Raw genomic sequence first — 19,790 nt, forward strand, 5'->3', positions numbered from 1 at the left:
TCCCTGATTCTTTCGTCCAAGTGGTCGAAAAATCCGGTTGATAAGTTGGGTAACTGAATTGACGCGCATCATGACCAGATAAGGATTATAGCCTACCTTTCACCCCCTCAGCGCTCGGCAGAATATTTTCAATGACTGAGAACTCAATCCCTGATTATTTCCTTCAATTTGGATATAAGTTTTGTAACTGAATTGACCAAACCCAGATGAGTTAATGATTATAGGCGATCTGTTACCCCCTCAGCTATACTTGACGTAGTTGCTTAGCTTTAAGTTTTTAGATGTTTTACCCTACTCCATGAATAAGGTCTGTATGTCAACTATAGGAGGGCAAAGCATCGGACATAAACTATAGGGTTTCAGCCACTAATTACTGCCCGAATGCTACAAGACATGAGAAACAAACGCCCACACACCTACATCGTAGTTTCGACCCCATCAGACAGACCATAATCACCAATGACAATGACTAATGACTAATGACGTAAGTATTCAGCCGTCAGCTCTCAGCCGTCAGCCGTCAGCCGTCAGCCGTGAGCTAAAAGCTCACGCTGCGCGAACAGCCGTCAGCCGTCAGCAGACTTAACTGAGATTAAACGAATGCTTACCTCTTTCATTCAAAAGCACCTCAAGTAGCAACTCAAGTAGCGCATTAGCTGATAGCTGATAGCTGATAGCTGATAGCTGAATGCTTACCTAATGACTAATCACTAATCACTAATCACTAATCACCAAACTATTTGTGCTGTTCATCCATCACATTGAACCCAGACAACGGACGGTAAGTATAGTTTTGTTTGGGTGTTTTTTGGATACTTTCTTGGATGGTATCAAGGTCAATATAGCGGTCGGCTACATTAATTAGACTGTCACTGGTCATGGAGCGTAGGCTGACCACCTCAACCCGAACTCCCCGATAACTTACAGAATCCACTGCATAGGCAAGATCGCCATCTCCACTGACTAGAACTGCTGTGTCGTAGGAACCCACTAGTGCCATCATGTCAACAGCAATTTCTACATCCAGATTCGCTTTTTTTGAGCCATCTGGTAGCTGCACTAAATCTTTGGCAATTACTCGGTAGCCATTACGACGCATCCAAAGCAGAAAGCCCTGCTGCTTCTCATTAGTACGATCAACACCAGTGTAAAAGAAAGAGCGTAGTAGCCTAGACCCTGCTGTCAAACGACACAATAGCTTAGTGTAGTCAATTTCAATCCCTAGTTGAAGGGCAGCATAAAATAAGTTTGAACCATCGATAAAGATGGCAACACGACCACGGTTTTCTAGGACTTGTTCAGGTGTAAAAATTGGGTCATGATTATAATGGCTCAGCATTTTTATTATACCTCTTTGTTAAAAAAAAATTAAAAAAATTTTTACTTAATCAGCATTAAGGTAAGATGCCGATTAAGTTTTTGGTTAATAAGACGGAACCAAATTAGGCGAGTTCCAGTCGTGCAAATACCGGTTTGGGTTTTCCTAGCTTCTGGTTTTGAGCTAAAACCCCCCAAGATGCATGGGATACATAGGGCGCAGCCAAAAAGATGTGTTCTTTTTGGCTAAAGTCGATGGCAAAACCTAGTTGTTGGTAAATCTCCGTACTAATACTGGGAATAATCGGTGATAAGAGATAGGCAGCTAAGCGCACTGACTCTAAAACTGTATATAACACTTGTTCAACCTCTTGCTGTTTTCCTTGTTTATACAAGCTCCAGGGAGCTTGCTGATCTAGAAATTTGTTACTGGCTCGAATCAGAGTAAATATTTTTTGGCAAGCTTGGCTAAACGCTAGGGATTCATAAGCCCTAGCGACTTGTGAACCGAGATCTAAGCCAATTTCGAGCAGAGGATTGACCTGTGAAATATCTGAGCCAGTTAAACCTGGAACAATACCTTGACAATACTTTTTAGCCATTCCCAAGGTGCGATTGAGCAAATTACCTAGGTCATTGGCTAAATCGGCATTGACGATATCGATAAAACGGGTTTCACTAAAATCCCCGTCTCGCCCAAATTCAATCTCTTTTAGAAAATAATAGCGAATTGCATCAGCACCGTATTTATCTACCAACTCCACTGGGTCTAGGGTATTGCCTAGACTTTTTCCCATTTTTTGACCATCTTTGGTCAGAAAGCCATGACCAAATACTTGACCTGTAACAGGTAGAGAGGCTGACATTAACATGGCAGGCCAGTATACAGCATGAAAGCGCAGGATGTCCTTACCGATAAGATGTAAATTGATCGGCCACCATTTTTGTAAGGCATTATCAAGGGTTGGTTCACTATCGGGATCCAATAGGGCAGTGACGTAGCCTAGTAAGGCATCAAACCAGACATAGATGGTGTGGCTGGGATCAACCGGTACTGGGAAGCCCCAATCGACATTCAATCGCGAAATCGAAAAATCCTGTAGTCCCTGACTGACAAAACTCAACACTTCATTACGGCGACTTTCCGGTTGGATAAAATCTGGTCGCTGTTGGTAAAGTTCTTCTAGCTGTTTTTGGTATTTAGATAGCCGGAAAAAGTAGTTTTGCTCATCCCGCCACTCCGCTTCTTGATTGGGGTGAATCGAGCAGCGGTTTCCAGCTAGGAGTTCCCGTTGCTCTTTGAATTCCTCACAGGAGACACAGTACCAGCCTTGTTGTTGACTCAGATAAATGTCACCATTATCCCAAACCCGCATGAAAAATTCTTTGACAATGGCTTGGTGGCGGGTAGCGGTAGTGCGGCTGAAACGGTCATACTGGATATTGAGCTTTTGCCAGAGGACATCAAATCCAGCAGCTATCTTGTCGCAATGTACTTGAGGATCTACCCCTTGAGTTTCAGCAGTCCGCTGAATTTTTTGTCCATGTTCATCTGTGCCAGTAATTAACAGTACGTCTTTGCCCCGTAACCGTTGAAAACGAGCTACTGCATCAGATGCCATGGTGGTATAGGCACTGCCGATATGGGGTAAGTCGTTCACATAGTAAAGGGGTGTTGTAATGGCAAATGTATTTTTAGTAGTATTCGTATGAATCATATGAGTGTTAAAAACGCCCTCCAGCCAACTGATTTAACTTATTTAAGTGATTTTTAACGTAGTGTATGCCTACTAGTATTAATTTTAGTTGTTACTTTATGTAGTATTTATCTAATCAGATTTACTTAAGTTTTAACCTTTTCTAAAAAGTATCTGTCGCTACTTTTTAGTTTACGTTACTCAAAATTGTTTATTCTCTTGTAACTCATTCCACGTATTTTAGTTGTGGGGTTTGGAGTCATTAGTCCTTAGTATGTTACTCATGAGTAAGGACTAATGATAAGCAGCCGATGAGTTATCCCACTGCCTTGAAGGAATGGAATCAAGGCCACCTTCTGTCACTTGATTATAAGGAAAATTAATTATTAACATAAGTTAGTAGTCTAGTTTAGATTTAACAGGCTTTTTCTACTACTGGCTTAATGCCTAATGTGTCAAGCTACACACTTGTAGTCACTGGCAGTCTATCACCATTAGTTGTGTTGCACCTGATTATCTCTACTTTAAGGCATCTGTCAATAGATAGAATTTTAAAACAATGTTAAGAAATGTTAATTTAGATTAGAAATTGATGACTGAAACTGATGTCTGACCATCTTCCCCTACAGCTTTATGATGCGCTGCTTGCTGCAATGGGAAGACAAATGTTCCAATATCGATGAGGATCCCATTCCTCATAAATCTGCCGTTGTAGTAGTGAGCAACCATCGTGGCTTTCTAGATGTCCCGTTGTTGATGGTAGCCTTAGGGCAACCAATCCCCATTGCTTGTGATCATTACATCGGACAAGTACCAGTGATGCGGGTGGGTTGTCCAGCAGATGGGTTGTTTCCCTCTAGAAAAACCAGAACATATACTGTGGACGTTTTTACAACAGGCAAGTCCGTTTCTCGAACATAATCATTGGGTTGGGGTGTTTATAGTCCGAGCCCAACCAATGGTGAATTTGACTCAGCCTTTGGCAATAGGTAAGTTTTATAAAGGCTTTGCCCACTTAGCTTTGTGGACATCAGTTAAACAGGCAGCGCCGCGCCTATTAGCGATCGCTTCCCAAGAAAAAATCGTACACTCAGTGATACCGCTGCGATGGTTAGGTTTGTTTGACCGATCTGAACCCCGATTTGAACAAATGGGTTGGCATCCGATGGTTATTCATCGTTGTGTGGCAGTATTAGTTCGACATTGCTATTGGATTACAGATAAACAGCGGAACTATCAAGGGAAATAGATTGTGTGGTCCATTACTAAGAGGTTGTCTGAGAAGTCTCATTTGCTACATTCAAGCCCCCTAAATCCCCCAATTTTGGGGGACTTTTACCAACAAATGGATTCTTGTTCCCCCCAGAATTGGGGGGCTAGGGGGGCAAAATTCAGTATCAAAAAACTTTTCAGATATCCTCTAAGACCTGCCGGTATTAAATTGCTAGGTTACTACAGGGGATCAAGGATAAAGTATGAAGTATCAAGTATTAAGCCTCAAGGATAATATGGGCTTGTTAGTGTCTCACTTATGGTTGACTAAAAACTTGAGCCATTCCCATAATTTAAACTACCTATTTTATCTATGGTTTTGCACATATTATCATCCCAATAAAATTGACTAATACTTCAATTAATTGGCGGTTTTAATAGGAATAATTATTCGTTATAATTACGCAAAAAAAATGTTGATATCTATAATAATTAATTATGAAAATAAACAATACCAAAAGTTAATATTTATCAGTTTTTATTGACTCCGTGATAGTTTAATTGGTGATTATCCACTATTTGTTTATTTACCAGGGATGGTTCTAACGGGTGAGCTGTTGGCAGTACAGACTAAACATTTAGAAACTGCTTTTGATGTGCGTTATTTGGCGATCCCAACGGATGATTTAAGCAACTCTCAGAAGTTGGCAGGGGTAGTGGTTAACCTGATTGAAGCGGAACTCAACCAGGGAGCTTCACAGGAGGTTTATCTGTGTGGCAAGTCGAAAGGAAGTCTGTCTGGCTTTGAAAGTAGCTCTGAAAACCCCCCATAGGATTGAGCGGATTATTTTGAGTAATCGAGCTACTTCTTTTAACCAACGACCTTTCTTAATGCAAAGCGCGAGTGGGGAAGGGCTGCATCAAGACAAGGCTCCCCTCTCCTTACGGTAATTGATTTGACCGCGCTGCATCGCTGAAAGCCCAGTGGAAACCCCCACAGGTCGGCGCTGCCTCCCTTTGACCTCACTGGCTCCCCTGTTCCGAAGCTGCATCGCTAGCTTAAATAGGGGGCACAATTGATCTGCTGGCTCCGGTGAGTAGGTCTATCAAGCATCAGCCTTGGGACTTTTGCGGTTCTGATTAACGTTAGGCAGAACTGTTTCCCCAAAGGAAAGATGGTGGTGCTTCCCCAGAGTGGTAACCCCTGCCTAATCGAAACAGAGGTTAACCTGTAGAAGATTATCAGCTTCACAATTGAAAACCCCTGTGCGTCCCAGAAGCAGAAGGGGATGAAAACTAGTGGCGGAGGGTGACTCCCCTCGTGACGAGAGTGATTTTCCTGACATTGAGTCTAGTTTATGATATGAAGCTCTAATCTTAACAAATCTTTATGATTGAGCCATTCTACCTTATACTACCAAAAGACAGTAGAAAGGAGAGAAAACAAGTATGTCGGAGGCCATCAAGCCGCTGACAGTGCCCAAGGAGTTCCTGGGTGCCCCGGATAAGTTTAACTTAACGTTACTCATGTTTGTGGCGGCGATCATCTTGGTGGTCTGTTCCACCGGTGGTTACTGGCTTTGGGATTTGCCTAACGCTTGCTGCTTTAGCATTAATGTCCTTGCCTTACACATGGTAGGAACAGTCATTCACGATGCCTCTCACCATGTTGCCCACAAAAACCGTTACGTCAATGCCCTCATGGGTCATGGTAGCGCCCTGATGTTAGGTTTTACCTTCCCAGTGTTCACGCGGGTTCATATGCAGCATCATGCCAATGTTAACGATCCCGAAAACGATCCCGATCATTTTGTTTCTACTGGTGGTCCGCTGTGGTTAATTGCAGTTCGCTTCTTTTATCACGAAATATTTTTTTTCAAGCGCCGTTTGTGGCGTAAGTATGAGCTATGGGAGTGGTTTTTTAGCCGTCTATTCATCGCCATCATCATATATCTTGGTTGTCAATACGGCTTTTTAGACTACATCATGAACTATTGGTTTGTGCCGGCATTAGTTGTAGGTATAGCGCTAGGATTGTTCTTTGACTATTTGCCCCATCGTCCATTTAAAGAACGTGATCGCTGGAAAAATGCTAGAATTTACCCCAGTCCCATCATAAACCTGCTAATTATGGGACAAAATTATCATCTAATTCATCACCTGTGGCCGACCATACCCTGGTACAAGTATCAGCCCGCCTACCGTGCTGTTAAACCCCTTTTAGATGAAAAAGGTTGTGATCAATCTCTAGGACTTCTGGCCCAAAAGAGTTTTTGGAACTTTGTATACGACATCTTTTTAGGAATTCGTTTCCACCGCAAATCATCTGATAGACAAACGGAATCAAGCTGAAAATGTTTTTGTTGATGGTTGACCATTGACGGTTGACCATTGATACATTTCACTCAATAAAATCCCATGCCTGTTAATTGTTAATTGTTAATTGTTAATTTACTATTGACCATTAACAATTTTATTTTGACTAATGAATAATGACAACTTGAACTTAGCGCTGGCTAATGGGTAAGGGCAAGCCGCGTGGTTAGTAGAAATAACCTAACAACTAACGGCTGACTTGAGCTAGAGTCCAATCAGGCCTTAAATTTTTGGCCTGACGTAAATAGGGATGATAAATCTCAAGTTGAGAAACAGGAGTGTTGATGTGGATTAAACATCGGATACAACGCTCTAGGCTACCCTCGACATGCATCTGTTGCAGATCAAGTAAAGGAACATGATCCCAATTGGGACGTTCTCGTGCGATCGCAGCTGGAAATTTAGCATCCAAATCACGGGTCGTGGTGAAAATGGCACTAATAATTTCTTGATGGTCGATTTCATTATGAGCTTCGAGTTGATCTAGCAGTTCCATCACTGCTTCTCGAATCGCTGCTACTGTATTTTCTGAGGCAGTTGTTGCGCCTCGAATTGCTCTAACTCTCCAGTGCAAAGTAAGATCCTCCGAATTTCCCTGGGAGATTTGAGATATTAGACTCTTGTGAAATCTCAAATCTCCATGTTATCTTATGGTCGGTACAACCATAGGGGCTGACCGCTAGTTGATAGTTCAAATTCTAGCCAATCTATACCAACAGATATCTGAGATCTATTGCGAATACGGTTACCCGGTAGCAAGCGACTCAACAATGGTTTGGGTTCTTCGATGGTGAAAGACTTGGTTTTCTCTGGGTCAAGACCCACCAATTCCGCTGCCCAGCAACGGGCATCTTCTTCAGTTCCCAGCCGATCAACCACCCCCAAGTTATGTGCTTGCTCACCAGTAAAAATCCTACCATCAGCAAAACTTTTTACTACATCTACATCTAGGTTGCGACTCTGGGCAACAGTTTGTACAAACTGCTGATAACTGGTATCGATCAACTCTTGAAGAATAGTTTTTTCCGGCTCAGTCAGTTCCCGGTCAAACGCCAATATATCTTTGTATGGACCTGACTTAATCACCTTAAAGGAAACACCGATTTTATCCAACAAGCGCTCTATATTGTTTCCCCGCAGAATCACACCAATACTTCCAGTGATTGTACCAGGGTTCGCTACTATATGTTCCGCTCCCATCCCAATGTAAACACCCCCAGATGCGGAGATATTGCCAAAGCTAGCTACAATCTTCACCTTTTCTCGCAACCGCACCAAGGCGCTATAGATTTCCTGAGAATCTCCCACTGTACCACCAGGACTGTCAATCCGTAATAGTAAGACGGGAAATTTCTTCTCTTCAACAGTTTTCAGGGCTTCGAGGACCCGTTTACGGGTACCACCAGCGATCGCCCCCGTGATTTCAATGCGAGCAATTTGTTTGAGAGATTTGCGTTTAAACGGCCAAGGCATAGGTGATTGTGAGTATCTAGTCTAGATTTAAGTGATTACTGGAGCTTGTATATATAGTTTGCATCATTTTATAAAACGGTTAGCTACTCAGGGGCTTTAAATAAATAAATAAATAAATAAATAAATAAATCTATACAAGTGTTTAACCAAATATGAAAAGCGGCTTTAAGCTGTCGCCCATTGAAATTGTATGTTATTGAAGTAAGCTCGAAAAACTCCAAAACTCACTACTGTGCTCCTGAGCCCCCTGCTCCTGAGCCAAGTTAATATCTAAAGTCAATATCTAAATCAAATATATGACAGCTGCTTGAGTGTCGGTTATTTTCGTTATTCACTATAAATCAGGATTATGCAACTAAAAGCCAACACCATACTGTCACCAAGGTCACTACTAGGTTCACTACTGCTGATTTCCCCCTTTTTCCTATGGGGTACAGCTATGGTAGCCATGAAAGGGGTGATCCCTAACACAACCCCTCTGTTTATGGCTGGGGTGCGGTTAGTACCAGCAGGAGTTTTAGTATTAGGAGCAGCAACTGTGATGGGTCGTCCCCAGCCGAAAGGTGGGTTAGCCTGGCTGTGGATTAGCTTATTTGCCTTAGTCGATGGGGCAATGTTTCAGGGTTTCCTAGCCCACGGATTGGTTAGCACTGGCGCGGGTTTGGGTTCGGTGATGATTGATAGTCAACCCCTAGTGGTTGCCCTGCTATCAGGATTGCTCTTTGGTGAACTGATTGGACTTTGGGGTTGGTTAGGATTAGGATTTGGTATAGTAGGAATCAGCTTGATTGGCTTGCCGGATCAATGGATTCTCAGCCTTTTTACTGGCAACGCTCAAGCTATAGAATTAAGCTGGCAACAGCTGTTTGATCATGGGGAGTGGCTGATGCTGTTAGCATCCCTTTCCATGGCAGTAGGCACCGTAATGGTTCCCATTATCAGCCGCTATGCAGACCCAGTTGCTGCTGTTGGTTGGCACATGCTCCTAGGGGGATTACCGTTATTTGCCCTCTCTAGTGTGATAGAATCCCAGCAATGGGTCAATATTGATGGAGTTGGCTGGATTGCATTAGCTTACTCCACTGTTTTCGGGAGTGCGATCGCATACGGTATATTCTTCTACTTTGCCTCCAAGGGCAATCTCACTAGTCTGTCTAGCTTAACCTTTCTGACACCAGTATTTGCCCTACTATTTGGGAATTTAGTGTTGTCTGAGGTACTCAGTTCCCTACAGTGGACTGGTGTGTGCCTGACATTGCTCAGCGTTTATCTAGTGAATCAGCGGGAACAAATAGCAACTCGGATCAAAGCAAGGCTGGCAAACAATAGCGGCTAGCCAGAGCGGAAAACTGGCAGTGGAAACAACAACTGAGTCTGAAGAAGGTAGTGCTAAGCTACCAGAAACCCAGCAGTGAAGCCGATTTGATACAATTGAGATTAATCGAGCCAAAATTCTGTTGCTCGAACGACTAAAGCACATGGGATTTAGCGTTGTGTGTTAAGTGCGTAAGCTAGAATTGGCGTTCACATTCGAGTCCTGTAGAATTTTATGACTCGCCATTGGTCTATCATACTTGTAGCTACCTGTTTGAACTGCCTAGGCTGGGTGCTGGGAAGCAGTCAAGCGGCGAAATTAGAAAAAGCGAACGCATTTTCAACCAACAACCTCCCTGACCCGTTGCTCATCGCTCAATCTCCCACTTCTGCCACAGAAACTGACCAACCAATTCTGCTCAAAGGGAGTCGGGGAAAAGAGGTGGCTCTTGTGCAAGCCAAGCTAAAGCATCTTGACTTCTACGATGGGCTTGAAGATGGTGTTTATGGTGAGGATACAGAGAAAGCAGTCGCTTTATTCCAAGAATCCGTTGGATTGAGAAAACTGGGTGTTGTTGATTCTGTTACTAGGAAGGAATTGGAGCAAGCCTACGCTGCTAAGACGACAACCACCAGCACGAGTTCAGCTCCAAAGTCAGGTGAATCAGTGTCAGCCGAATCGACTACTACGGAGCCTTCGACTCTGGAAAAGAGCCCGTCATCATGGTTGATCATCCCAGCCATCATCATGGCTGGTGGCGGTTTTTTGCTATTCAAGTGGCTGACTAAACCAAAACGACCCGTAGACTCAAAATTAGCGCCCTCCACAGAAAACCAAGCTAAACAAGATCCTAGAGTCAATAACCTCAAAGTCCAAGTGTCAACTGACTCCCAAAACCACCATCCTCAAAGGGATTATAACCATAGCGTTAGTTATGATGTCGCCAATCCTAGCAATCCTCAACCTCAGTCTTTAGCTGATTCCTTACATGTCAAAAAGACCACTCGCCTGACTAAATTTAGTATTGTTGAGGAATTAATCAGAGAATTAGAAGACCCAGATCCAAAAAAGCGACAACAAGCTATCTGGGAATTAGCCCAAAAGGGGGATTCGAGGGCAGTAAAGCCCCTAGTGGACTTAATGCTAGATTCTGATTCTAAGCAGCGTGGCTTGATTTTGGAAGCCTTATCCCAAATTAGCACCAAAACCCTCAAACCGATTAACAAAGCCCTAGCCATTTCTTTGCAGGATGACAACCCCCAAGTCCGGAAAAATGCGATTCGGGATGCAACGCGAATTTATGAATTACTAAATCAAGTCTTGCAGATGTTGCGTCACGCTACGGATGACCCGGATTCTGAAGTGCGAGAAACGGCAAAATGGGCAATCGATCAGTTTAATAAAATTCGCCCTGCAGCGAATCTGGATAGTTTGCCACCAGCACAAAATCACCTAAATTCATCAGAAAATACGTCAAACCATTACCAAGATAATAGCGACTAGTTAGGGAACTTCAGAACAGGTAATAAAAGTTTCATAACCTTTAATTAACGTGTTATAATCTGGAACAGGTAATAAAAATTTAATAAGCTTTACTTACCGTGCTTTAAGAGATTTAAAATCAACGTTTTGAAGTTAACGTTTGATTAATTAATTTGAAGTTTATACTTATAGTTTTGATGTAAGCATTCAGCCCTTAGCGGTCAGCCGTCAGCCGTGAGCTAAAAGCTCACGCTGCGCGAACAGCCGTCAGCCTTGGCCACGCTACGCGAATGGCTGAAAGCTTAATACTGATAGCTGATAGCTTAATACTGATAGCTGATAGCTTAATACTGATAGCTGATAGCTGATAGCTGATAGCTGATAGCTTACGTTAATTTTAAATTAATGAGCCAATTAAATTCCCTGAAATTGCTATTAATTTCCACCCCAGTTGGTCCGTTGGGTTCAGGGTTAGGTGGTGGCGTTGAGTTGACTGTACGTAACATTGCTACGGAATTGATTAATCGGGGTCACAGGATCACAATTGTGGCAACTAAAGGATCTACAGCTTGGGGAATGCCTCTGGTAGAAATTGATGGTGTTCTCGAAAGTAGTATTCAAACTCAAACAAGAGACACTCCTACTATCATCCCCCCATCCTCCGTATTGGCTAATATGTGGGACTATGGGCGACAAGTTCAAACCAACTATGACTTGATTGTAAACTTTGCCTACGACTGGTTACCGTTTTACCTAACCCCCTTTTTCACTCGTCCCATTGCTCACCTAGTTAGTATGGGCTCATTAACCGAGGGGATGGATCAGATCATCGAACAAGTTGCCATTAATTTCCCTGGCACAATCGGGGTTCATTCAATGGCTCAAGCGGCAACATTTGCCTTCAAGAATCGCTGTCGTTGTTTGGGCAATGGCATTGATTTGTCTGTGTATTCCTTTTGTGACTCCCCCTCACCCTGGCTCGGCTGGGTGGGTCGAATTTCTCCAGAAAAAGGCTTAGAAGACGCAGTGGCAGCATCCGATTTCACGGCTATGCCACTAAAAATTATGGGTCTTATACAAAATAAACCCTATTGGGAGCAGATTCTCCAGGATTACCCCAATGCCCCTATAGAATACCTGGGTTTTCTGCCAACTGATCAACTCCAAAAACACTTGCGCCAGTGTCGAGCCTTACTGATGACGCCTCATTGGGTGGAAGCATTTGGTAATGTGGTAATTGAAGCCCTCGCTTGTGGAGTACCAGTCATTTCCTATGACCGTGGTGGATCAGCAGAAATTATCGAAGATGGTAAAAATGGCTTTTTGGTAGAACCCGATTCTGTGGAAGGCTTGGTAGAAGCCTTGGCAAACTTGGATAAAATTGACCGCCGTCAATGCCGTCGCCTCCTCGAAGTTAAATACTCTAATCAGGCCATGGGCGATCGCGTAGAGCAGTGGCTCTGGGATATTTTGAAGGACAGTGGTGATAGTTGCTAGTTCATTAAGATTTGTAACTAAAAGTAATTTTGTAGTTTTTGATACAGAATCTATGATATAGTTGTATATGTAAGGGAAGTGAATCCCATCAAAATCTTATATAAGCAATCGGAGAAAGGAAAATGTCTACTCAAGAAAAAGCTAGGGCTCTGATGATGAATCACCATCACATGATCAAAAATCGTCAGCAATCTATGCTCGGTCGCGTTGCTTCCGAAGTAGGACTAGATAGCTTAGATTCTGACTACTGGGGTACTATCCAAGGTAAACCCCATCCTAGTTTCCGCTCTACCTATGACCGTAGTCATGCTTCACTTAGCTAGTACTCTGTCAATATAGTTTTGGGTAGTGGTACACAATTCGTGATTTTAGCTACCGTTATCTTTAGCAGACGGTAGCCAAACCACTAAATCTTTAGCACTACCCATATTTCCATCAATGGCTGTGGGCATAGCCAACGATAGTTTTATTTTTTAGAACTCTGCACTTAAAGGAGTTCTGGGAAACGGAATTACATCCCGAATATTCCCCATACCAGTCATAAATTGCACCAATCGCTCAAATCCCAAACCAAATCCAGCATGGGGCACTGTACCATAACGTCGCAGATCCAAATACCACCATAAATCTTCTGGATTCATCCCCTGATTCTGAATTCGCTTCTCTAATATATCCAGCCGTTCTTCCCGCTGAGCACCACCGATAATCTCTCCAATCCTAGGCGCAAGCACATCCATTGCTGCTACAGTCTTTTGGTCGTCATTTAAGCGCATATAAAAGGCTTTAATCTCTACTGGATAATCCGTGACAATGACGGGCTTTTTAAACAACTCTTCGGCTAGATACCGTTCGTGTTCGGACTGCAAATCTACACCCCAACTTACCGCATACTCAAACTTACGATCAGTTTTTTCGAGTAATGCGATCGCATCTGTATAAGTAATCCGCTCAAACTGATTATTGATAATATTATCAGCAGTAGCGAGAACATTGTTATCGATCCGCTTGTTGAAAAATTCCAGATCTTCTGGACAGTTTTCCAAAACTGACTTAAATACATGCTTGAGAAAGGCTTCTGCTAAATCCATATCCCCCTTCAAATCGCAGAATGCCATCTCAGGCTCGACCATCCAAAATTCTGCTAGATGGCGAGAGGTATTAGAATTCTCGGCTCGGAATGTAGGACCAAAGGTGTATACATCCCGAAATGCCATTGCCATGATTTCTGCTTCTAATTGACCACTGACGGTCAGGTAAGTCGGTCGTCCAAAAAAGTCCTGAGTATAATCGACTGCTTGATTATCGGTTTTGGGGATGTTCTTTAAGTCTAGGTTAGTGACACTGAACAACTCCCCTGCTCCTTCACAATCACTAGCGGTGATAATTGGGGTATGAACCCACAAGAAACCTCGTTCTTGAAAAAACTGATGAATGGCATTGGAACAGGCATTCCGCACTCGGAACACCGCACCTAGGGTATTGGTACGCGATCGCAAATGGCTAATGGTGCGCAAAAACTCAAAGGAGTGGCGTTTCTTCTGTAGGGGATAATTGGCATCTGCTTCCCCATATACTGTCACCGAGGATGCTTTTACTTCAATTCGCTGTCCCTTGCCAAGAGATTCTACTAGTATACCAGTGACTTCTACTGATGAGCCAGTATTAAGCCGTTTCAGGATAGTCTCATAATCCGACAAGTCTGGATTGAGCACTACCTGTAAATTTGCCATGGAGGAGCCATCGTTGACTTCCATAAAGGCAAAGTCCTTTAATTCCCGTTTTGTGCGTACCCAGCCTTGGATGGTCAAAGACTGATCTGGTTGACCATTGCGCAAAACTTCAGCAATCCGTCGAATTTCCATAGCTTTCCCCAAAATTCTGAGAGAATTGTAAATCTTTATAAATTAACTGGTGGTCTTTAGCTCCAAAAATCTAAGTAAATATACTTATTAAGAGCTTTATGTAAAGTTTGATGAACAAAAATATCTAAATTGTTGCAATAAGTGAAGTAATCACTCATAATTATTATACAAATGCAACGTTTGGTTAAGTTTCATCAAACGACTAGTCACCCAAGATCAGCAGTGGGGCTATCCACTTAAGCCAGGACAGAGTCGGGTTTTGAGTAAATGGTTGAGGGTATTGGTGATGAGTAGGAATTCAGCACAATTACCGATTACCGCTTACTGATTGCCGATTACTGGTAAATCTCCTGGGCCAAGCTTGTAGCCCCAGTTGCGATCGCACTGAAGGTAATAGCTTCCATTAAAACTAATTTAGAGAGGTCTTTGTAAATGGTAGGTTTGTTTAAGCGCAATAAATCCAAGGGCTTTTACCTGGAGCTAGACGAAAGCGAAACTAGCACCCCTCAGCAACCGGCGGTAGAACAGAAGCCAGAACCGGCTATTGCCCAGACAACAGCGGAAACCGCAACCGTAGTAGCACCAGCTCAGGCAACAGCAGAAACCACGACCGCAGTAGCAACAGCTGAAGCTTCTAAGCCCAAATCTGCTCGTCAAGCCAAGAAAGAAGAACTAGCTAAGGCTAAGGCTGAAGCAAAGGCTAAGAAACAAGCTGAAGCAGAAGCTAAAAAAAAGGCAGCTGCTCCTGAGCCAACACCAGTAGCGGCAATCAATTCAGCAGCAGCAGTTGTCAATAGCAAGGCAAAAGGGCAGCCCGAAACCACCTTTGCCACCAAATACGTACCAATGATCATGCCTCGTCGGCGTCCTGGTCCTAGCATGAATAAGTTCCTCGACATGGCTGCTCAGATGCAGAACCCTCGTTTCTAGATTAGTGATTAGTCAAAAAAACTAGTCCACTATACAACTGAAATGCTGGATCCCAAGGAGTCTCGACCAGGCGAAATAAGTCGATATGAGACTCCAATTTTTCTAGCAGATCTGGGTAGTCTATAGCAGTTTGCGCAAAGGTGGTAAAGTCAGACCATACTGGCTTTTCAAGCAGCCGAAGGTTTAAGTAATCAGTCAAGTTGTTCCAGTTGACTCTTGTAGTGCTTTGGTGTATATGAGAGTCTTGGGATAGGCTGTTCTGACTGGAAACTGGCTTGAGGGTTAGAGCAATTCCTTGCTGAAATTGATAATTGCGATCGCATACTCTGAGAATACTGTGGCGCTGTGGTAAATGCAAGTCACAAACCAGGGCATAGTCTAAGGTTTGGGTTTTACGAGTTAAATTCCGTCGCGCATCTAAGTCTACTACCTTCTCAAACAAAGGCAACCGCCCTTCTACTCGTTGGGTCACTTCCGACCAGTTAAAGCTAAAGGAACCCAACTGTCCCTGAGAGTTTTGACATACTACAGTGGTCTCCTGGTCACTACTGTCAGAAAAATACTTAACTTGATAGATGTTAATTGTTTTGATATCTGCTAAGCTTGCCCACAAACATTTTATTGATGCTTCTCGCAGTAACGACCCATAATACTTAAGTTCTCCCACAGGTCCAGTGCGATATAAACGCCAGCCTCTAGTAGGTAGCTGTAGCCTTGCGGTGTAGGGGTCTATCCCCAGGATGCGAGCTAAGTGTTGAGCTGCTGTTGGTTTGTCTTGTTGGCTGATCGGCTTTAGGACTAAAACTCCCAATTGATTACTTTCAGGGTCAGCAGTTGCTTGGGCTAAGGCTTGTCGGCGCTGTTCTTTTGCTGTAGCTTCTAAGCGTGCTAGTCCCTGACGAGCTTGGGCCATAATTTTAGGAACAGGTGTTCCTTTCAGTAACTGTCGATAGATTCTTTCAGCTGCTTCTTGTTTACCTCTGACTTCCTGGAGCCTTCCTAGATAAAGCTGTGTCCAGGGATTATTGGGCTCTTGCTTGAGAAGTTGTTTAATTAATCGGGCAGCAGTTTGATAATCATGGTGCTCAAAGGCATCAGCAATTTGCTTAAGCATGATAGCGTTAGGTGTGATATCACCAAGTTTTAGACATTAGTAGCTCCTAGGGAGAAGCTAATGGAATCCTGTTAATAGTATAGCGCTAGTTTTATGGCTTTAAGGCGCTAACCTTTTGAAGCGTTAAGGGATAGTTAGGATAATTAAGTTAGTGATTTAAATTAGCGCTATACTTTACCCGAATTTATCTAGCGCTAATTTTTTCAAGGGTTAAGGGATATTTGGGATAATTAAGGGAGTAGGTGAAATTAGCGCTATACTTTACCCGAATTTATCTAGCGCTAATTTTTTCAAGGGTTAAGGGGTATTTGGGATAATTAAGGGAGTAGGTGAAATTAGCGCTATACTTTACCCGAATTTATCTAGCGCTAATTTTTTCAAGGGTAAAAGGAATAGCATCTAATATCATCTCAGGATAATTACCCTTCATCAAAATCTCCTCTATCTCCCTACTCTCTACTATTAAACTAAGCCAGTGAGTCGCCTCACTGACTCGTCATCCCGTCAGGGAGGCTACGCCAACAAAACCGGGCGTGAAAGTTTCCCTTCACCCGGCTCCTCATCAACGGAACCCTTGACATTGGTACCTTGGTCACCATATTTAGTCATGGCTATTGGCTCGAAATATTCGCTGTCTTGATGCAAAGCGCGACTGCATCAAGACAACGTCACAAGCCGGTAGAAAAACAAACGGGTAAAACTAATCATATTGAAAGATTAAATAATACATTAAGACAAAGGATTAGTCGCCTGGTTAGGAAAACGTTGTCATTTTCCAAAAAATTAGAAAATCACCTAGGAGCTATTTGGAATTTTGTTCATCATTATAATAAATGTTTGTCGGGTTGATTAGGCCATCACTACATGTTTATCACTACCTGCTATATTATGATTCGTCTTTACTTCTTCATTAAATCCAGCCTGATTCTAGGCATGGGATTATCACTAATACCATCGGCTGCCCCAGGGATTCTTCCTCCTCAGGAACCTGTAGATGGAACAGGACAAATAACGACTTCAGAGGTAAAGATTATTAAGGTAGGAGTGATGGCAATTCGGGGTGTTGACCATACCAAAACAAAATGGCAACCGACCCTAGAGTATCTCAGTGAAACGATTTCCGGCTATGTTTTCCAACTTGTACCACTAGAGTTTGACACCCTCGAAGAAATAGTAGCTAACCAGGAGGTGGACTTTGTGTTGCCTAACCCTGGAATGTATGTAGAGTTGGAATGGATTTATGGGGCAAGACGAATTGCCACCCTAAAAAATCTACGCCTAGGCAAGCCTTACACCCAATTTGGAGCGGTTATCCTGCGTCATGCTGACCGCAATGATATCCAGGATTTAAAGGATTTACGGGGCAAAACCTTTATGGCCGTCAGTGAAATTGCCTTTGGGGGCTGGCAAATGGCATGGGAAACTCTGTTAGAAGCTGGAGTTAATCCCTACCGTGACTTTCCAGCGCTCGACTTTGGTGGTAGCCATGACGCAGTGGTCTACGCTGTTCGTGATGGTATTGTCGATGCTGGCACTGTCCGCACTGATACCCTGGAACGTATGGCACAGGAGGGCAAAATTAATCGAGATGACTTTGTGATCCTGAATCAGCAAACTCAATATCAGGACACTTTCCCTTTTGCTCTGAGTACTAAACTTTATCCAGAATGGCCTTTTTCCACACTACCCCATACCCCCGTGGAGTTAGCGGAAGAGGTTGCGATCGCATTAATGACCATGCCTTCTGAGCACCCAGCGGCCAAAGCTGGTCGTTATCAGGGCTGGACCATCCCGGCCAACTACCAACCTTGTCACGAAACCTTACGGAATCTGCGGGTTCGTCCCTACGAAGATTGGGGAAAAGTTACTCTGGGTCAAGTTATCCATCAGTACCGCTATTGGCTCTTATTTGCTGGTGTTTCCTGTTTTGGATTTAGCTATGGTCTAGTTTATCTAGCTGGGCGTAGGCGAATCGAAGCACAACTGCGAAAAGCCAATGCTTTACTGGAAATCCGGGTTGAGGAACGTACAGCTGAGTTCAAAGCAGCTAAAGAAGCGGCTGATCAGGCTAATCACGCCAAAAGTCAATTCCTGGCTAATATGAGTCATGAATTGCGTACTCCCCTCAATGGCGTTTTGGGTTACGCCCAAATTCTACAACGGGATCCACAGATAACTGCTCAACAAAAAGACCAGATCAACCTTATTTATCAGTGTGGCAACTATCTACTCCATCTGATTAATGACATTTTAGACTTATCCAAAATCGAAGCTCGGAAAATGGAACTGTTTCCCAGAGAAGTTCATTTGCCGTCCTTTCTGATGGAAGTTGTAGAAATGTGCCGGGTTAAAGCCCAGCAAAAAGAGATTGCTTTTATTTATCTACCCTCATCCCATCTGCCAGACGGTATCCTGGCTGATGCCAAACGATTGCGACAAGTTCTGATTAACCTTTTGGGCAATGCCATTAAGTTTACTGACCATGGCGGAGTCACGTTTAAGGTAGAGGTTATCAGTAAACACCCACGACTTCCTACTCTCCAATCCCCCCTAGTCAGACTTCGATTTATAATTAAAGATACTGGCATTGGGATGACCCCAGAACAACTGGAAAAAATATTTTTGCCCTTTGAACAGGTGGGGGATGTTGATCATCGTGAACAAGGTACTGGACTTGGATTAGCGATTAGCCAAACAATTATCAAGTTGATGGGAAGTGCTATCAATGTTGAGAGTACTTATGGCAAAGGTAGCATGTTCTCTATAGATTTAGATTTACCGATTACTACAGCTTTGATTGCGAGTAAGCAAGCTTCCACTAAGACTATTATAGGTTGTCATGGAAAAGCTCGGAAAATCTTAGTAGTAGATGACAAATGGCAGAATCGCTCTGTAATTGTGAATGTGTTACAACCTCTGGGATTTGAACTGTTGGAGGCCACTAATGGGGTTGAGGGTTTGGAAAAAGCCACAGAATGTAACCCTGACCTAATTATTACTGACTTGGTGATGCCGGTGATGGATGGCTTGGAAATGATGCGACGTCTGCGCTCATTAGATAAATTGAAAGATCTGTTGATTATTGCTTCATCTGCCAGTGTTTATGAGTTAGACCAGCAACAGAGTTGGCATGCAGGCTGCGATGATTTTATTCCCAAACCAGTGGATGTAGCAGAATTACTGGAAAAATTAAAACAGCATTTGCAACTGGAATGGGTGTATGAAGACTTCATACCAAAACCAGAAACTATAATAGATGCTGGAGCTGAACAAATCCACCTAGATGCCATTGTGCCTCCCCCATCTGATATTCTGCTCCAACTTTATGACTTGTCTAAGAAAGGTAATGTGTTTGACATCAGCCAAGAAGCGGAAAAGCTGGAAGTATTAGATGCTAAATTTGTACCATTTGCTAAAGTTATTTATAAATTGGCTAAGGATTTTAATGTGAAGGAACTTAGGAATTTTATCGAACAGTATGTCGATAATATATAGCGTTATCAAATGAGTTATAA

The 19,790-nt window shown here is 43.1% G+C and carries 16 protein-coding genes and 1 pseudogene; 11 read left to right on the plus strand and 6 right to left on the minus strand.

The genetic code is table 11. The annotated features are described in order from the left end of the window. Window positions 1-736: 736 nt before the first annotated feature. Both LYNGBM3L_RS10390 and metG read right to left on the minus strand, forming a co-directional pair. Window positions 737-1,339, minus strand: coding sequence for a LabA-like NYN domain-containing protein (locus LYNGBM3L_RS10390; RefSeq protein ID WP_008182130.1), 603 nt, complete (start codon window positions 1,337-1,339; stop codon window positions 737-739). Between the two features lie 103 nt (window positions 1,340-1,442). Beyond that, the gene (gene metG / locus LYNGBM3L_RS10395; protein WP_008182132.1) at window positions 1,443-3,035 is read right to left on the minus strand and encodes a methionine--tRNA ligase; all 1,593 of its coding nucleotides are present in this window, start codon (window positions 3,033-3,035) and stop codon (window positions 1,443-1,445) included. A gap of 612 nt (window positions 3,036-3,647) precedes the next feature. On the opposite strand from metG, the gene LYNGBM3L_RS47220 reads away from it, so the two are divergent. The 4 genes from LYNGBM3L_RS47220 to crtR all read left to right on the plus strand — a co-directional run bounded on the left by LYNGBM3L_RS47220 (window position 3,648) and on the right by crtR (window position 6,578). Further along, a complete protein-coding gene (locus tag LYNGBM3L_RS47220) occupies window positions 3,648-3,935 on the plus strand; it encodes a 1-acyl-sn-glycerol-3-phosphate acyltransferase (protein WP_008182133.1) in 288 nt (95 codons plus the stop codon). Between the two features lie 37 nt (window positions 3,936-3,972). Then, window positions 3,973-4,263, plus strand: coding sequence for a hypothetical protein (locus LYNGBM3L_RS47225; protein ID WP_063747926.1), 291 nt, complete (start codon window positions 3,973-3,975; stop codon window positions 4,261-4,263). A gap of 559 nt (window positions 4,264-4,822) precedes the next feature. After that, complete coding sequence (locus tag LYNGBM3L_RS10405) at window positions 4,823-5,059, plus strand: hypothetical protein (RefSeq protein ID WP_008182137.1); 237 nt, start codon at window positions 4,823-4,825, stop codon at window positions 5,057-5,059. A 616-nt stretch (window positions 5,060-5,675) separates the two neighbouring features. After that, a complete protein-coding gene (gene crtR / locus LYNGBM3L_RS10410; RefSeq protein ID WP_008182138.1) occupies window positions 5,676-6,578 on the plus strand; it encodes a beta-carotene hydroxylase in 903 nt (300 codons plus the stop codon). Window positions 6,579-6,789: 211 nt separating this feature from the next. On the opposite strand, the gene aroH is transcribed toward crtR, so the two are convergent. Continuing rightward, complete coding sequence (gene aroH, locus LYNGBM3L_RS10415; RefSeq protein ID WP_008182140.1) at window positions 6,790-7,176, minus strand: chorismate mutase; 387 nt, start codon at window positions 7,174-7,176, stop codon at window positions 6,790-6,792. A 74-nt stretch (window positions 7,177-7,250) separates the two neighbouring features. Beyond that, entirely contained in the window at window positions 7,251-8,075 is an 825-nt protein-coding gene (gene sppA / locus LYNGBM3L_RS10420) for a signal peptide peptidase SppA (protein ID WP_008182143.1), read from the minus strand. A 349-nt stretch (window positions 8,076-8,424) separates the two neighbouring features. Here sppA and LYNGBM3L_RS10425 point away from each other — a divergent pair, with 349 nt between their 5' ends. From LYNGBM3L_RS10425 to gifA, 4 genes are all read left to right on the plus strand, one after another. Next, window positions 8,425-9,411, plus strand: coding sequence for a DMT family transporter (locus tag LYNGBM3L_RS10425; RefSeq protein ID WP_008182146.1), 987 nt, complete (start codon window positions 8,425-8,427; stop codon window positions 9,409-9,411). Window positions 9,412-9,624: 213 nt separating this feature from the next. Beyond that, the gene (locus LYNGBM3L_RS10430) at window positions 9,625-10,893 is read left to right on the plus strand and encodes a HEAT repeat domain-containing protein (protein WP_008182150.1); all 1,269 of its coding nucleotides are present in this window, start codon (window positions 9,625-9,627) and stop codon (window positions 10,891-10,893) included. A gap of 384 nt (window positions 10,894-11,277) precedes the next feature. Next, window positions 11,278-12,369, plus strand: coding sequence for a glycosyltransferase family 4 protein (locus tag LYNGBM3L_RS10435; protein ID WP_008182152.1), 1,092 nt, complete (start codon window positions 11,278-11,280; stop codon window positions 12,367-12,369). 122 nt (window positions 12,370-12,491) lie between these two features. After that, window positions 12,492-12,692: a glutamine synthetase inactivation factor IF7A gene (gene gifA / locus LYNGBM3L_RS10440; protein ID WP_008182153.1), complete on the plus strand. Its 201-nt coding sequence runs from the start codon at window positions 12,492-12,494 to the stop codon at window positions 12,690-12,692. Between the two features lie 150 nt (window positions 12,693-12,842). Here the strand turns inward: gifA and asnS are convergent, their stop codons facing one another. Then, window positions 12,843-14,231, minus strand: coding sequence for an asparagine--tRNA ligase (gene asnS / locus LYNGBM3L_RS10445; protein ID WP_008182157.1), 1,389 nt, complete (start codon window positions 14,229-14,231; stop codon window positions 12,843-12,845). A 432-nt stretch (window positions 14,232-14,663) separates the two neighbouring features. Here asnS and LYNGBM3L_RS33850 point away from each other — a divergent pair, with 432 nt between their 5' ends. Then, the gene (locus LYNGBM3L_RS33850; protein ID WP_008182159.1) at window positions 14,664-15,161 is read left to right on the plus strand and encodes a hypothetical protein; all 498 of its coding nucleotides are present in this window, start codon (window positions 14,664-14,666) and stop codon (window positions 15,159-15,161) included. 1 nt (window position 15,162) lies between these two features. On the opposite strand, the gene LYNGBM3L_RS10455 is transcribed toward LYNGBM3L_RS33850, so the two are convergent. Then, window positions 15,163-16,275 carry a tetratricopeptide repeat protein gene (locus LYNGBM3L_RS10455; RefSeq protein WP_008182161.1) on the minus strand — a complete coding sequence of 371 codons (1,113 nt, stop codon included), beginning with the start codon at window positions 16,273-16,275 and terminating at the stop codon, window positions 15,163-15,165. Between the two features lie 663 nt (window positions 16,276-16,938). On the opposite strand from LYNGBM3L_RS10455, the pseudogene LYNGBM3L_RS36225 reads away from it, so the two are divergent. Beyond that, window positions 16,939-17,124, plus strand: a pseudogene (locus LYNGBM3L_RS36225) (IS1 family transposase); the annotation flags it as partial. Window positions 17,125-17,208: 84 nt separating this feature from the next. Beyond that, a complete protein-coding gene (locus tag LYNGBM3L_RS34805) occupies window positions 17,209-19,770 on the plus strand; it encodes a PhnD/SsuA/transferrin family substrate-binding protein (RefSeq protein ID WP_202799181.1) in 2,562 nt (853 codons plus the stop codon). Window positions 19,771-19,790 lie beyond the last annotated feature (20 nt).

The sequence above is a fragment of the Moorena producens 3L genome (assembly GCF_000211815.1).
GTDB classification, from domain to species: domain Bacteria; phylum Cyanobacteriota; class Cyanobacteriia; order Cyanobacteriales; family Coleofasciculaceae; genus Moorena; species Moorena producens.

What these genes read in the sequence shown, in the direction of transcription:
- crtR (WP_008182138.1), top strand. Translation starts at nt 5,676, where the DNA reads ATGTCGGAGGCCATCAAGCCGCTGACAGTGCCCAAGGAGTTCCTGGGT.
- LYNGBM3L_RS10435 (WP_008182152.1), top strand. Translation starts at nt 11,278, where the DNA reads ATGAGCCAATTAAATTCCCTGAAATTGCTATTAATTTCCACCCCAGTT.
- LYNGBM3L_RS47225 (WP_063747926.1), top strand. Translation starts at nt 3,973, where the DNA reads ATGGTGAATTTGACTCAGCCTTTGGCAATAGGTAAGTTTTATAAAGGC.
- LYNGBM3L_RS34805 (WP_202799181.1), top strand. Translation starts at nt 17,209, where the DNA reads ATGGGATTATCACTAATACCATCGGCTGCCCCAGGGATTCTTCCTCCT.
- LYNGBM3L_RS10430 (WP_008182150.1), top strand. Translation starts at nt 9,625, where the DNA reads ATGACTCGCCATTGGTCTATCATACTTGTAGCTACCTGTTTGAACTGC.
- sppA (WP_008182143.1), bottom strand. Translation starts at nt 8,075, where the DNA reads ATGCCTTGGCCGTTTAAACGCAAATCTCTCAAACAAATTGCTCGCATT.
- gifA (WP_008182153.1), top strand. Translation starts at nt 12,492, where the DNA reads ATGTCTACTCAAGAAAAAGCTAGGGCTCTGATGATGAATCACCATCAC.
- LYNGBM3L_RS10455 (WP_008182161.1), bottom strand. Translation starts at nt 16,275, where the DNA reads ATGCTTAAGCAAATTGCTGATGCCTTTGAGCACCATGATTATCAAACT.
- LYNGBM3L_RS10390 (WP_008182130.1), bottom strand. Translation starts at nt 1,339, where the DNA reads ATGCTGAGCCATTATAATCATGACCCAATTTTTACACCTGAACAAGTC.
- asnS (WP_008182157.1), bottom strand. Translation starts at nt 14,231, where the DNA reads ATGGAAATTCGACGGATTGCTGAAGTTTTGCGCAATGGTCAACCAGAT.
- LYNGBM3L_RS47220 (WP_008182133.1), top strand. Translation starts at nt 3,648, where the DNA reads ATGATGCGCTGCTTGCTGCAATGGGAAGACAAATGTTCCAATATCGAT.
- metG (WP_008182132.1), bottom strand. Translation starts at nt 3,035, where the DNA reads ATGATTCATACGAATACTACTAAAAATACATTTGCCATTACAACACCC.
- LYNGBM3L_RS10405 (WP_008182137.1), top strand. Translation starts at nt 4,823, where the DNA reads ATGGTTCTAACGGGTGAGCTGTTGGCAGTACAGACTAAACATTTAGAA.
- LYNGBM3L_RS10425 (WP_008182146.1), top strand. Translation starts at nt 8,425, where the DNA reads ATGCAACTAAAAGCCAACACCATACTGTCACCAAGGTCACTACTAGGT.
- LYNGBM3L_RS33850 (WP_008182159.1), top strand. Translation starts at nt 14,664, where the DNA reads ATGGTAGGTTTGTTTAAGCGCAATAAATCCAAGGGCTTTTACCTGGAG.